We start from the raw sequence: 12,070 nt of genomic DNA on the forward strand, positions 1-12,070 counted from the left end.
CGGCGCCAGGGCTGCGCCCGGGTCGCGCTCCCCGGGTCGCGGCCAGAAGGCTTCCCTCGCCCAGGATGGCCGGCGGGCCGGCCTCATTCCCGGATCGGGTGCGGCATCTCGGGAACTACCCTGCTGAGATGCCGTCCGCTCCCGGGCCCTCCCCTGCCAGGTCAGGCTCCGCCAGGCCGGCGGCCCTGATCACCGGGGCCACCGGGGGCATCGGCCGTGCCTTGGTGGGCGCACTCGCCGACCATCGTCAGGTCCTGCTCGGGCGCGACGCCGCCGTGCTCGCCGGGTTGGCCGAAGAACTGCCCGAGGCAAGCTGGGTGGCCGCCGACCTCAGCCAACCCGAGGACCTGGAGCTGATCCTCGGGGTCGGGGCCGGACTGCCCCGACGCCTCGACCTGCTGATCCACGCGGCCGGTGCGGTGCGGGTGGCACCGCTCGAGCACCAGCGCCCCGAAGCGTGGGCAGAGGCTCTGGCGGTCAACCTGGCCGGACCGGCCGAGCTGACCCGCCTGTGCCTTCCGGCGCTGCGGGCCGCACGCGGCCGGGTGGTGTTCATCAACTCGACCGCCGGGTTGGTCGCCAATCCCAACTGGACCTCGTACGCCGCCTCAAAATGGGGTCTGCGGGGTTTCGCCGACGCGCTGCGCCACGAAGTGGCGCCGGACGGGGTGCGGGTCAGCTCGCTCTTCCCTTCTCGGACCGACACCGACATGCAGCGGGCGGTTCGCAACCAGGAGGGCGGCACCTACAACGCCGACGAGTACCTGGACCCGACTGCGGTGGCGCAGGCAGTGCGCGCCATGGTCGACGCCGGTGGCGACGCGGACTGGACCGACCTCACCGTCCGTCCGCTGCGTTGACGCTGGATCGTTCCTACAGGAACTGCTCGAGCAGCTGGTAGCCGTCGACCGCCAGCGTGTCGGCGATGTCGACGCCGTAGGCCTCGAACAGGGCCGGCACCAACAGCGGACCAAGGTTGGAAGCCACCGTCGTCGCCCCGATCATCAGGTCGCACCAACGCGACCCGACCCCGAGCCGACCGATGTCCACCCAGCCGGACAGCCCGCCGCCGCCGATGATCATGTTGGGCAGCGACGGGTCGCCGTGGATGACGACCAGATCGTCGGGGTCGTCGGGGTTCGGCCGATCGAGCGAGGCCAACAACACGTCGAAGTCGATCCGCTGATAGGCGGGGTCGAGGTCGGCCGCTGTGGCCGTCCCAGCGTCGATGCGGGTTCGGGCGACGTTCAGGCGGGTCGTCCAGTCGCTGCGGAACGGGCAGTCGGCGACCGGCAGGTTGTCGTGCCACACCCGCAACGCCTTGCCGAACAGGTCGACCAGACCCTCTGGGCGGGCCCGCGCCTCCCGACGCGTCGCATCGAATCCGCCCAGGCGTTCGGTCACCAGGGTGGCCGTACCGTCGCCGTGGTCGGTGAACCTGACCACCCGAGGCACCGGGGCGCCGACCCCTGCCGACCACTCGAGCCGGGCGACCTCGTCGGCGACGTTGCCCCAGGGAGCGTCCGGTCCAACCGGGCCGGTCTTGACGACCAGCTCCGGACCGTCATCGGCCTCCACGAACTCGACCGACGCACCGCTGTGCCCAGGGGTGGGCACGGACGGCTCGCCGGACCCGGTCATCCGGCGGCGACCTGGATGCGCGTGCGATGGGCCGGCGAATCGCCGATCTCGACGACCTCGCCGACCAGGCTGGTCATGCGGGCCTCGGTCACGCGGGCGGTCAGGTACGTCCCCGGGCGAGGGCGGGCCCCCGACGGTCCGGGCAGGTGGATGCGCTTGTTGTGTCGGGTCAGCCCGGTGATCATCGACGGATCGCGACGCGAGGGGCCGGTGACGACCACCTCGTCGATCCGCCCCACGCGAGCCTCGTTGGCTCGCCTCGCCGACCGGTCGATCACCGCACGCAGGCGTTCCATGCGCTCGACCGAGACCGCGTGCTCGACGAAGGCGTCGGTCATGTCCGCCGCCTCGGTGCCGGGACGGGGCGAGTAGACGAACGTGTAGGCGGCATCGAAGCCGACCTCGGCGCACACCTCCAGGGTCGCCTCGAAGTCGGCGTCGGTCTCGCCGGGAAACCCGACGATGACGTCGGTGGTCAGCGCCAGGTCGTCGATGCCGGCGCGGGCATCGCTCACCACCCGCAGGTAGCGCTCGGCGGTGTAGCCACGGTGCATGGCGGCGAGCACGGCGTCGCTGCCGGACTGCATCGGCAGGTGCAGGTGTTCGCACACCGCCGGCGTCTGGGCCATGGCGGCGATCGTGTCGGTACGCATGTCCTTGGGGTGGGGGCTGGTGAAGCGCACCCGAGCGATGCCGGGCACCGAACCGACGGCGCGCAGCAGGTCGCCGAACAGCGGCCGGGCACGGCCGGGCCCACCCGCTGTCGCCCGCTCGTCGAGCCAGGCGTCGCCGACGGTGAAACGTGGATCGGGAGGGTCGTGTTCGGGTGAGCCGGTCGAAACCGAGGACCCCTCCCCCCGCAGGCGCAGCGTGAGGTCGCGCCCGTAGCTGTCGACGTTCTGGCCCAGCAGGGTCACCTCGGTCACGCCGTCTGCTGCGACCCGTCGCACCTCGTCGAGCACGTCGCCAAACGGGCGGCTGATCTCGGGGCCTCGCACGGCGGGCACGATGCAGAACGCGCAGCTGTTGTCGCAGCCGAACTGGATGGTCACCCAGGCGGCCCAACCCTGCTCCCGCTTGGCGGGCAGGGCCGACGGGAACGCCTCGTGGTCCTCGGCGGCGGTCGCTTCGAGGATCTCGATGATCGGGCCGTCGCGACGCGATGCCTCGAGCAGTTCGCCGACCCGGCCGACATTGTGGGTGCCCATGACGACGTCGCCGGGCGGAGCCCGCCGCTGCACGGTCTCGCGGTCCTTCTGGGCCAGGCAACCACCGACGACGATCTCCAGGTCGGGCCGGCGGTCCTTTTCCGATTTCAGGTGGCCCAACGTGCCGTACAGCTTGTTGTCGGCGTTCTCGCGGATGCAGCAGGTGTTGAGCACGACCACATCGGCGTCGGCCACCTCGGTGGTCGCCTCCAGGCCGTCGGCCTCAAGCACGCCAGCGATGCGCTCGGAGTCGTGCTCATTCATCTGGCACCCGAAGGTGCGCACCAGGTACTTCCGAGCCATGACTTCATCCTACCGGTGCGGGTGGTCGGCGCCGGGGGCGCCGGCACCCCGGCGGTATAGTGGGGCTGACGTCGTCGCCGCCTCGGTGGGCAAACACACGTGGGCTCACCTGGCCCGGCCCGTGACGCTCGGCTCACGCCGACGCTTCCCCCCACCCCAGGAGCACCCACACATGAGCGGGAGAGCCGTTCGAACCCAGGCGCTAGCAGCCACGACCAGCCGTCCGAGCGCGATCCATCCCGGATCGGGCATCGAGACACCCGCCGAGCTGTTCGGCCGCAACGTGTTCACCAAAGCGGTCATGCAGAGCCGGTTGCCCAAGGCGGTCTACGAGTCGCTCCAGGCCACCGTCAACGAGGGCATCCGCCTCGACCCGTCGGTCGCCGACGTCGTCGCCTCGGCGATGAAGGACTGGGCCACCGAGCACGGCGCCAGCTACTACGCCCACGTCTTTTACCCCCTCACCGGTCTGAGCGCCGAGAAGCACGACAGCTTTCTCGATACCGACGGCGCCGGGCTGGCGATCTCCAACTTCTCCGGGGGCTCGCTGGTCCAGGGCGAGCCCGATGCGTCGTCGTTTCCCAGCGGCGGCATCCGGGAGACCTTCGAGGCCCGCGGCTACACCGCCTGGGACGTCACCAGCCCGGCCTACATCCTCGAAAACCCCAACGGCAACACGCTGTGCATCCCGACGGCGTTCGTGTCCTGGACCGGCGAAGCGCTCGACAAGAAGACCCCGGTGCTGCGTTCCCAGCAGGCACTCAACGTGCAGGCCCAACGCATGTTGCGCCTCTTCGGCGTCGAGGACCCCTCGCGGGTGGCGTCCATCGCCGGCGCCGAACAGGAGTACTTCCTGATCGACCGCAACTTCTACTTCGCCCGGCCCGACCTGATGTCCACCGGTCGAACCCTGATGGGCGCCCAGCCGCCCAAGGGCCAGGAGTTCGACGACCACTACTTCGGCGCCATCCCCGAGCGGGTGCTCACCTTCATGCTGGACGCCGAGCGGGAGATGCTCAAGCTGGGCATCCCCACCAAAACCCGACACAACGAGGTGGCACCCGGCCAGTACGAGCTGGCTCCCATCCACGAGGAGGGCAACGTCGCCGCCGACCACCAGCAGCTGGTGATGTCGACGCTCAGCCGCGTCGCCCACCGTCACGGGCTGGTCTGTTTGCACCACGAGAAACCCTTTGCCGGGGTGAACGGCTCGGGCAAACACATCAACTGGTCGTTGGGCAACGCCGAGCAGGGCAACCTGTTGAACCCCGGCGACACGCCTCACGAGAACGCCCAGTTCCTCGTGTTCTGCGCGGCGGTGATCCGCGGCGTCGACAAGCATGCCGATGTCATGCGCGCGGCGATCGCCACGGCGGCCAACGACCATCGACTGGGCGCCAACGAGGCGCCGCCGGCCATCATGTCGGTGTTCCTCGGCGACCAGCTGCACGACGTGTTCGAGCAGGTGGCCCAGGGCGGCGGGGCGTCATCGTCCAAGGTGCACGGCACCCTGAGGGTCGGCGCCGACACGCTGCCGCAGCTGCCCAAGGACCCGGGCGACCGAAACCGCACCAGCCCGTTCGCCTTCACGGGCAACCGCTTCGAGTTTCGGGCGGTCGGGTCCTCGCAGTCGATCTCGGGTCCGCTGGTCGTGCTCAACTCGATCATGGCCGACAGCCTCGACTACATGGCCACCCAGATCGAGCAGGCGGTCGCCTTCGGCTCCGAATTCAACGAAGCTGTCGAGGACGTCCTGAGGGACGTGATGGTCAAGCACGGACGGGTGATCTTCAACGGCGACGGCTACTCCGACGAGTGGCAGGACGAGGCAGCACGGCGGGGCCTTCCCAACCTGAAGGCCACACCCGAAGCCCTCTCGGTGTACGAGACGAAGGAGGCCCAGGAGCTTTTCGATCGTCTCGACGTCCTCACCCCTCGCGAGCTGCACAGCCGCTACGAGGCGTACATGGGCCAGTACGTCATGTCGATCAGCGTCGAGGCCCGCTCGACACTGGAGATGGCGCGGACGTTGATCTACCCGTCGGTCAAGCGTTTTCAGGCCAATCTGGCCGGTACGGAGAACGAGCTGGTCGCCCTCGGCCTCGGCGGCGACACCGAGACCCTCACCCGGGTGACCGAACTGGTGACCGAGCTGACCTGCGCTGTCGCGCCGCTGGCACAGGCGATCGACGGTCTCCCCGACGCGGCGCCGATCGGCGAGCAGGGCACCTACTGCCGAGAGACGATTCTCCCGGCGATGAACGCAGTGCGTGCTGCGACCGACCTGCTGGAGGAGATCGTCGACGACGAGCTGTGGCCGCTGCTCACCTACCAGGAAATGCTCTTCATCAAGTAGGGCCGACTCGGATAGCGACGGAGGCTGGAGTCAAGCGGTGTGAAGCCGGCTCCGCAGCGGGTGGTCGTCGGGGATTTGAACCAGCACCAGCTCCACGCCCTCCGGTGAGGTGATCCGCCACTCGATCAGGCCCCACGGCATCTGTTCGGGCAGGCCCTCGTGGGCAACGCCGGCGACGACGAGCCGCTCGGCCTCGGCGAACACGTCGGGTACCTGCAACCACAGGACGAGCGACGCCGGGTCGCTACCCCGGCCGGTGAGCTCGACGAGCACCCCTCCACAGAACAACGCCACCCCGGTCACCACGCCGTCGGCGCCGTATTCCCGGGCGACGCTCAGGCCCAGCGTGTCGCACCACCACGCCACGGAGGCCTGGAGGTCGTCCGTGGCCACAAGCACTCGCGATGACAACACGTCCACGCCTCGACGCTAACCGAGGCGCCGAAGGTTGATCATCCAACGCCCGCCCCGGGGAGCGGACCTCCGTGGGTAGGTTGGCCGCCATCGCTTCCGCTCCGTCCCCCGGCGACGCCCCGACCGAGACGCCCGCCACGCCGCCGGCCAAGCCCGGCCTGCGCGATGCTGCGGCCGCGTTCCGGTTTCGAAACTTCCGGCTGTTCTGGATCGGGGCGCTGTTGTCCAACAGCGGCACCTGGGTGCAGAACCTCACAGTGCCCTACGTCGTGTTCCAGCTGACCGAGTCGTCGACGTGGGTGGGCATCGCCGCCTTCAGTCAGCTGGCACCGATGGCGCTCATGTCGCCGCTGGGCGGCTCGCTGGCCGACCGTCTCGACCGGCGGCGCATCCTGTTGGTCACGCAGAGCGCCATGGCGGTTGTGGCCATCGCCATGGGCGTTGCCTGGAGCTCAGGCCGAGCATCGGTGCCGGTGATCATCGGCCTGGTCGCCACCGGTGGGGTGATCACGGGCATCAACGCTCCGGCCTGGCAGGCCTTCGTCTCGGAGTTGGTGCCCCGGGAGGCCCTGCTCAACGCAGTGACCCTCAACTCGGCCCAGTTCAACGCAGCGCGGGCCTTCGGCCCGGGGCTTGGAGGGCTGGTGCTGGTCACCCTCGGCCCGGGCCCGGCATTCTTCATCAACGCCGCCTCGTACGTCGCCGTGCTCATCGCCTTGTCGATGATCTCCCTCGCCGCCCGGCAGCGGGTGACCACGCCCAGGCCGAGGGTCCTCACCGATGCGGCCGACACGATCGCCTACGTCCGTCGCCATCGTGGCATGGCTGCCTGTTATCTGTCGGTGGTGGTGTTGGGGCTGTTCGGTCAGCCGGTCTTCTCCCTGGTCATCGTGTTCGCCGAGGAGGTGTTCCGCGTCGGCGGGCTGGAGTACGGGCTGCTGAGCGCGGCGCTGGGGATCGGCTCGGTGCTCGCCGCTCCGATCATCGCTGGACCCGGATCGGGCGTCGCCCGCAGCCGCCTCGCCGGGGTGGCGATGCTGGTCTACGGCGTCGCGCTGGTCGCCTTCGCCGCCACCCCGGTGTACCTGATCGGGCTGGTCGCCTTGCTCGTTGCAGGTGCCGCCTATCTGCCGATTGCCGCAACGCTCAACACCACGCTGCAGATCCAGGTGGACGAGTCGATGCGGGGCAAGGTGCTGGCGCTTTACATCACCCTGTTCACCCTCTCGATCCCCCTCGGGTCGCTCGCCCAGGGATGGACCAGCGACCTTTTCGGGCCGGGGCCCACGGTTGTCGTCGCCGGGTGCGCCTATCTGGCGGCTACGTTCGCCCTGCGCCGCCCAAGCTGGTTGGGGCACCTGGACGACTGAGGCCGGACGCAGCCACAAGGACGCCGTCAGCGCTCCAGCGGAACCAGATGGGCGCCGGCCCAGTGGGCAGCGGGCGGGGCGGGAGGCCCCACGAACACCCAAGGGATGGCGGGCCGCACCGTCGTCCATTCCGAGGGCGGCGGCACGGCTTCAACGACGCCGAGCAGGGTGGCAGCGTGGCCATCGGGGTCGACGGTGTCGCCGACCCCACCAACGCCCCCAGCGCCGGACAGTGCGTCGACCACCCGGCTTCGGGCGGGCATCGGGCCGGCGACGCCAAGTGCCGGCGAGCCGTCGGCCACCGCCGCCCACAGGTCTTCGGCGTCGTCCAGGCTGACCACCCGAGGAACTTCCACCAACAGCGGCGTGCCGTGATTGGTGAGCGCCCGGGCCGACGCTCCGTCAGCCGTTCCCAGAGCATCGACCGCCTCGATCAGCGTCGAGAACCGCCAGACCGCAGTCAGCCACTGCGGCTCGCCAGCGGGGGCAGCCACGGCCACTCCAGACTCGGGATGGCGCTGAAGCGCCTCCACAAGCTCGGCGACCACGGCGTCGAGCGGGGCCAGGTGGTCGGCAGCCAGCACCGCCACGAGGGCGCTGGCATTCGTTTCGGCAGGCTCGCCGCCCGCATGGCCGTCCCGGGGACGACCCAGAGCATTGAGGGCAGCCGCAATGCCGGCTGCGGGTCCTCCGCCAGCCGGCCGTTCCGCCACCGACTCCACCGTGGACAACCCCGCAACCCGCCCGATCGCGTGCCGGTCGGACGGGCGCACGACCAGGCATCGTCCGGTCACCGCAACGCCCAGGGCGTGGTCGATCAGCTGTCGCCCGCCGACGACGCTGAGCGCCTTGTCCACACCACCCAGACGTTCGCCGCCACCGCCGGCGACGACGATGAGGTGGGCCAGCGCTGCGCATCGATCGGCCATCGCCCGCACCCTGTCACCGTCGACGGACGATGTCACGCCGAAGCCCCCGCCGGGCGAGCGCTGCGCCGTGACACGCTGGCAAGATGAGCCACCGCACCCGGGGACGGCCGGTCCTCCACATACGTGCCGGCCGGCTGCACCCGGACGCCGCCAGCGACACGGTCGCCCACGAGGAGCCCCTCGAGCTCCGGCTCGACGGCCGGGTGCTGACGACGACGATGCGGACCCCCGGCGAGGACGTGGACCTGGCCCACGGGTGGTTGCTCGCCGAAGGCATCGTCACCGCCGCCGAGGACGTCGTCTCGGCGCAGTTCAACCTGGGTGTCGACGGTGACGACGGGCTGAACGTGTTGGACGTGGTCCTCGGCGAGGAGGTTGATGCGCCGCCGGCCGCCCGGGTGCGTCTCGGAACGACGACCGCCTCGTGTGGCATCTGCGGGACCTCTGCGGTCGATGCGATGACCCTGGCCACCTCGTTTCCCGCTGATGGTGATCCGACGACCGTCGCCGCCGATGTGGTCCTCCAGCTGCCCGACCGGCTGCGCGCCGGTCAACACCTGTTCGAGCAGACCGGCGGCACCCACGGTGCCGCCCTGGCCACACCCGACGGCTCGATCCTGGCCGTCCGGGAGGACGTCGGCCGCCACAACGCGGTCGACAAGGTGCTGGGTTGGGCGCTGCAACACGGCCAGCTGCCGCTGGCGGGACGGCTGCTGGTGCTGTCCGGGCGGGCCGGGTTCGAGTTGGTGCAGAAGGCGGCGATGGCCGGGGTGCCGGTCGTCGCCGCCGTCGGGGCCCCAACAGCGCTGGCGGTCGCCACCGCCGAAGCGGCGGGCATCACCTTGGTCGGCTTTGTCAGGGGCGATCACGCCAACGTCTACACCCGCCCCGATCGCATCGTGGATGCTCGCTCAACACGAGCCAGGTAACGCCAAGAAAACGACGACGGGGAGAACGGGCTGGAGAGCCGTTCTCCCCGTCGTGAAAGCGGGACCGGTGGCTGGCAGGCTCGGGGGTCCCACGCCGGAGACGAACCTGGGAGGTCGTCTGCGGAATCGGAAGCCCAACATCGGACGGACCGGTGGGCTTCGTTGGATCAAGGTGCGCTCGACGTCGAACGCTCGTGATGGCTCAGCGGCAACTAGCCGTCCAGAGCGATCGGCACATCGTCGGCGGCGGTGAACTCGTCGTCGGCGGCGGCACCGGCATCGACAGGTTCGTCCGGCTGGTCGCCGATCCCCATCTGATTGCGGACCAACTCGGAGACCTCCACCATGATCTCGGGGTTGTCGATGAGGAACTGTTTGGCGTTCTCCCGACCTTGGCCCAGCTGCTCGCCGTCATAGGTGTACCAGGCACCCGACTTCTTGACGATGTTGAGATCGACCGCCAGGTCGAGCAACGACCCTTCTCGGCTGATGCCCTTGCCGTACATGATGTCGAACTCGGCCTGCTTGAACGGCGGGGCCACCTTGTTCTTGACCACCTTGACCCGGGTGCGGTTGCCGACCACCTCGACGCCGTTCTTGATCGATTCGATCCGGCGGATGTCGAGGCGGACCGAGGAGTAGAACTTCAGCGCCCGGCCGCCGGAGGTGGTCTCGGGGGAGCCGAACATGACGCCGATCTTCTCTCGCAACTGGTTGATGAAGATGCAGATGGTGTTGGAGCGGTTGAGGTTGGCCGTGAGCTTGCGCAGCGCCTGGGACATCAGCCGGGCCTGGAGCCCGACGTGGGTGTCGCCCATGTCGCCCTCGATCTCGGCCCGGGGGGTAAGTGCGGCGACCGAGTCGATGACGATGACGTCGATGGCACCGGAGCGCACCAGCATGTCGGTGATCTCGAGCGCCTGCTCGCCGGTGTCGGGCTGGGAGATGAGCAGCTGGTCGATGTCGACGCCGATCCTCGACGCATAGGAGGGATCCATCGCGTGTTCGGCGTCGACGTAGGCGCAGGTGCCACCGTTGCGCTGGGCCTCGGCGACGACGTGCATGGCGAGCGTGGACTTGCCTGACGCCTCCGGACCGTAGATCTCGGTGACCCGACCGCGGGGGAGGCCGCCGATACCCAGCGCCACGTCGAGGCTCAGCGCGCCGGTCGAGATCACCTCGACGTTCATCGAGGTCTTCTCGCCCATGCGCATGACCGAGCCCTTGCCGAACTGCTTGTCGATCTGGCCGAGAGCCATGTCGAGTGCCTTGCTGCGATCCGTATCTGTAGCCATGGTGATCTCCTTGGCGATTGAGGGGACCACCTGCGGCCCCCGGTGCTGTGCGGGTTGTTGATGTCGACCCTACGGAGGGGGTGTGACAACGAATCGGGGAGGCCCGAACCCTCACAACCCGGTCATTCTCGGCGGGATGGTTTGGAACCGGTTCTCAGGTCATCTCGCAGCCGGCGGCGACAAGATGACGTCAGTGTAGTTACGAACGCCTGTTCGGGGCAAGCACCAAAGCGGTGTTCGATTACGATCGGCCCTGTGGCGACCAACGATTCCTACAACGACCGGCAGGTGAAGGTGGGGGGCGTGGTCATCAAGGTGATGAGCCGGCTGACCACCCGGCTGTACCGGCTGACCGACGGTCGCATCGGCGGCAAGTTCCTCAAGGGCACCGACGTGGTGCTGGTGACGACCATCGGCCGCCGCTCCGGCGAGCCGCGCACCGTGCCGCTGTTGTTCATGGAGGACGGGGCCGACCTGATCCTCGTCGCCTCCCAGGGCGGGATGCCGAACAATCCGGCGTGGTACTACAACGTGATCGAACACCCGGAGGTCACCATCAACCGGCGTGGCGTCGAGTCCGACATGGTCGCCCGCGAGGTCGGCGCCGATGAACGGGCTGTGCTGTGGCCGCGCCTCGTCGACATGTACGCCGACTTCACCGACTACCAACAACGCACCGACCGCACGATCCCGGTGATCCGCCTCAGCCCCCGCTGAGCGCCGCGAAGGCTGCGGCAAAGTCGGCTGCCCGCTCGTGGTAGGTACCCAGCCGCGACGGCGTGGGCGCGCCCGGGGCGAACAGCACCACCCCGTCCTCGGGGGTTCGGGTGGCCGCGATGCGCACCGCCTCCCCAACATCGGCGACCGCGACGGTCTCGAGGCCAACCGGCTGGGCTGCGGTGTCCCCCACGCCGGTGCCCGACGAACCGAGCGACCCGGACGGGGCTGCCAGCTGCGCGCACCAGGCCTCGCCGGTATCGGGCAGCCCGAGCAGCAGCGTCGGCGAGCGACGCAGCGCCAACGCGGCTGCCATCGGTCCCAGGGACACCTCCCTCGACTGCCCGCCGATCAGCCAGGTCACCGGCACCTCACCCACGGCATCGAGCGCGGCCGCCGCAGCGAACGGGTTGGAGGCCAACGCGTCATCGATGTAGCGCACCCCTGCGTACTCGCCGATCGTGGCGTGGCGCGACGGCAGGGCGACGTAGGTGTCGGCCAACTCGAGCAGTGCCGAACCGAGGGGTGCATCGTCGATCCCCAGCAGGCCGCAGAGCCGTTCGGCGGCCGCCGCCGCCAGCGCCAGGTTGGAGCCAAGGTGCCGGGGGAAGCCCCGCTCGGCGAGCCGGGCCCCCGCAGCGCTGGCAATGCCATCGTCGGGATCGACCGCCTGAACGACCAGGCCGGTGCGCCCCATCGCCTCGAGCGCCACCGGGTCGTCGCCATCGACCAGCACCACCTGTGGCGGCTGCTCACCACCGGTGAAGAGCCTCAGCTTGTCGCTGCGGTACCGCTCGATCGAGCCGTGCCAGGTGAGGTGATCGGCGTCGAGCGACGTCAGCACGCCGATCGCGGGCGCATGGTGCGCATCGGCGGCCATGTAGGACGACACCTCGATCACCGCCGGC

11 protein-coding genes are annotated in these 12,070 nt (G+C 69.5%); 5 read left to right on the forward strand and 6 right to left on the reverse strand.

The annotated features are described in order from the left end of the window. Window positions 1-128 precede the first annotated feature (128 nt). The gene (locus PKD89_RS13050; protein ID WP_289010828.1) at window positions 129-860 is read left to right on the forward strand and encodes an SDR family oxidoreductase; all 732 of its coding nucleotides are present in this window, start codon (window positions 129-131) and stop codon (window positions 858-860) included. A 13-nt stretch (window positions 861-873) separates the two neighbouring features. Here PKD89_RS13050 and PKD89_RS13055 read toward each other — a convergent pair whose 3' ends face one another. Continuing rightward, on the reverse strand, window positions 874-1,641 hold the full coding sequence (locus tag PKD89_RS13055) for a phosphotransferase (RefSeq protein ID WP_289010827.1): 768 nt from the start codon (window positions 1,639-1,641) through the stop codon (window positions 874-876). Further along, window positions 1,638-3,152, reverse strand: a complete 1,515-nt coding sequence (locus PKD89_RS13060) for a MiaB/RimO family radical SAM methylthiotransferase (RefSeq protein WP_289010826.1) — start codon at window positions 3,150-3,152, stop codon at window positions 1,638-1,640. The genes PKD89_RS13055 and PKD89_RS13060 overlap by 4 nt, the downstream gene beginning before the upstream one ends. Before the next feature lie 172 nt (window positions 3,153-3,324). Here PKD89_RS13060 and PKD89_RS13065 point away from each other — a divergent pair, with 172 nt between their 5' ends. Next, window positions 3,325-5,508: a glutamine synthetase III gene (locus tag PKD89_RS13065; protein ID WP_287375188.1), complete on the forward strand. Its 2,184-nt coding sequence runs from the start codon at window positions 3,325-3,327 to the stop codon at window positions 5,506-5,508. Window positions 5,509-5,538: 30 nt separating this feature from the next. On the opposite strand, the gene PKD89_RS13070 is transcribed toward PKD89_RS13065, so the two are convergent. Further along, window positions 5,539-5,928, reverse strand: a complete 390-nt coding sequence (locus tag PKD89_RS13070; RefSeq protein ID WP_287375190.1) for a VOC family protein — start codon at window positions 5,926-5,928, stop codon at window positions 5,539-5,541. A 65-nt stretch (window positions 5,929-5,993) separates the two neighbouring features. On the opposite strand from PKD89_RS13070, the gene PKD89_RS13075 reads away from it, so the two are divergent. After that, the gene (locus PKD89_RS13075; protein ID WP_289010825.1) at window positions 5,994-7,292 is read left to right on the forward strand and encodes an MFS transporter; all 1,299 of its coding nucleotides are present in this window, start codon (window positions 5,994-5,996) and stop codon (window positions 7,290-7,292) included. Between the two features lie 26 nt (window positions 7,293-7,318). Here PKD89_RS13075 and PKD89_RS13080 read toward each other — a convergent pair whose 3' ends face one another. Beyond that, window positions 7,319-8,221: an NTP transferase domain-containing protein gene (locus PKD89_RS13080; protein ID WP_289010824.1), complete on the reverse strand. Its 903-nt coding sequence runs from the start codon at window positions 8,219-8,221 to the stop codon at window positions 7,319-7,321. 83 nt (window positions 8,222-8,304) lie between these two features. On the opposite strand from PKD89_RS13080, the gene fdhD reads away from it, so the two are divergent. Beyond that, entirely contained in the window at window positions 8,305-9,150 is an 846-nt protein-coding gene (gene fdhD / locus PKD89_RS13085) for a formate dehydrogenase accessory sulfurtransferase FdhD (protein WP_289010823.1), read from the forward strand. Window positions 9,151-9,362: 212 nt separating this feature from the next. On the opposite strand, the gene recA is transcribed toward fdhD, so the two are convergent. Further along, window positions 9,363-10,445, reverse strand: a complete 1,083-nt coding sequence (gene recA, locus PKD89_RS13090; protein WP_324332489.1) for a recombinase RecA — start codon at window positions 10,443-10,445, stop codon at window positions 9,363-9,365. Window positions 10,446-10,763: 318 nt separating this feature from the next. Here recA and PKD89_RS13095 point away from each other — a divergent pair, with 318 nt between their 5' ends. Continuing rightward, complete coding sequence (locus tag PKD89_RS13095; protein ID WP_287375436.1) at window positions 10,764-11,162, forward strand: nitroreductase family deazaflavin-dependent oxidoreductase; 399 nt, start codon at window positions 10,764-10,766, stop codon at window positions 11,160-11,162. On the opposite strand, the gene PKD89_RS13100 is transcribed toward PKD89_RS13095, so the two are convergent. Then, window positions 11,149-12,070 (reverse strand): Mur ligase family protein (locus PKD89_RS13100; protein WP_324332490.1); only part of this gene is annotated, 922 nt, incomplete at its 5' end. The two genes, PKD89_RS13095 and PKD89_RS13100, sit on opposite strands and share 14 nt — an antisense overlap.

The organism is Candidatus Neomicrothrix sp. (assembly GCF_035329545.1).
Taxonomy (GTDB): domain Bacteria; phylum Actinomycetota; class Acidimicrobiia; order Acidimicrobiales; family Microtrichaceae; genus Microthrix; species Microthrix subdominans.

Excerpts from the sequence above, each read along its gene's own strand:
- PKD89_RS13050 (WP_289010828.1), top strand. The coding sequence starts at position 129 with ATGCCGTCCGCTCCCGGGCCCTCCCCTGCCAGGTCAGGCTCCGCCAGG.
- PKD89_RS13055 (WP_289010827.1), bottom strand. The coding sequence starts at position 1,641 with ATGACCGGGTCCGGCGAGCCGTCCGTGCCCACCCCTGGGCACAGCGGT.
- PKD89_RS13060 (WP_289010826.1), bottom strand. The coding sequence starts at position 3,152 with ATGGCTCGGAAGTACCTGGTGCGCACCTTCGGGTGCCAGATGAATGAG.
- PKD89_RS13065 (WP_287375188.1), top strand. The coding sequence starts at position 3,325 with ATGAGCGGGAGAGCCGTTCGAACCCAGGCGCTAGCAGCCACGACCAGC.
- PKD89_RS13080 (WP_289010824.1), bottom strand. The coding sequence starts at position 8,221 with ATGGCCGATCGATGCGCAGCGCTGGCCCACCTCATCGTCGTCGCCGGC.
- fdhD (WP_289010823.1), top strand. The coding sequence starts at position 8,305 with ATGAGCCACCGCACCCGGGGACGGCCGGTCCTCCACATACGTGCCGGC.
- recA (WP_324332489.1), bottom strand. The coding sequence starts at position 10,445 with ATGGCTACAGATACGGATCGCAGCAAGGCACTCGACATGGCTCTCGGC.
- PKD89_RS13095 (WP_287375436.1), top strand. The coding sequence starts at position 10,764 with ATGAGCCGGCTGACCACCCGGCTGTACCGGCTGACCGACGGTCGCATC.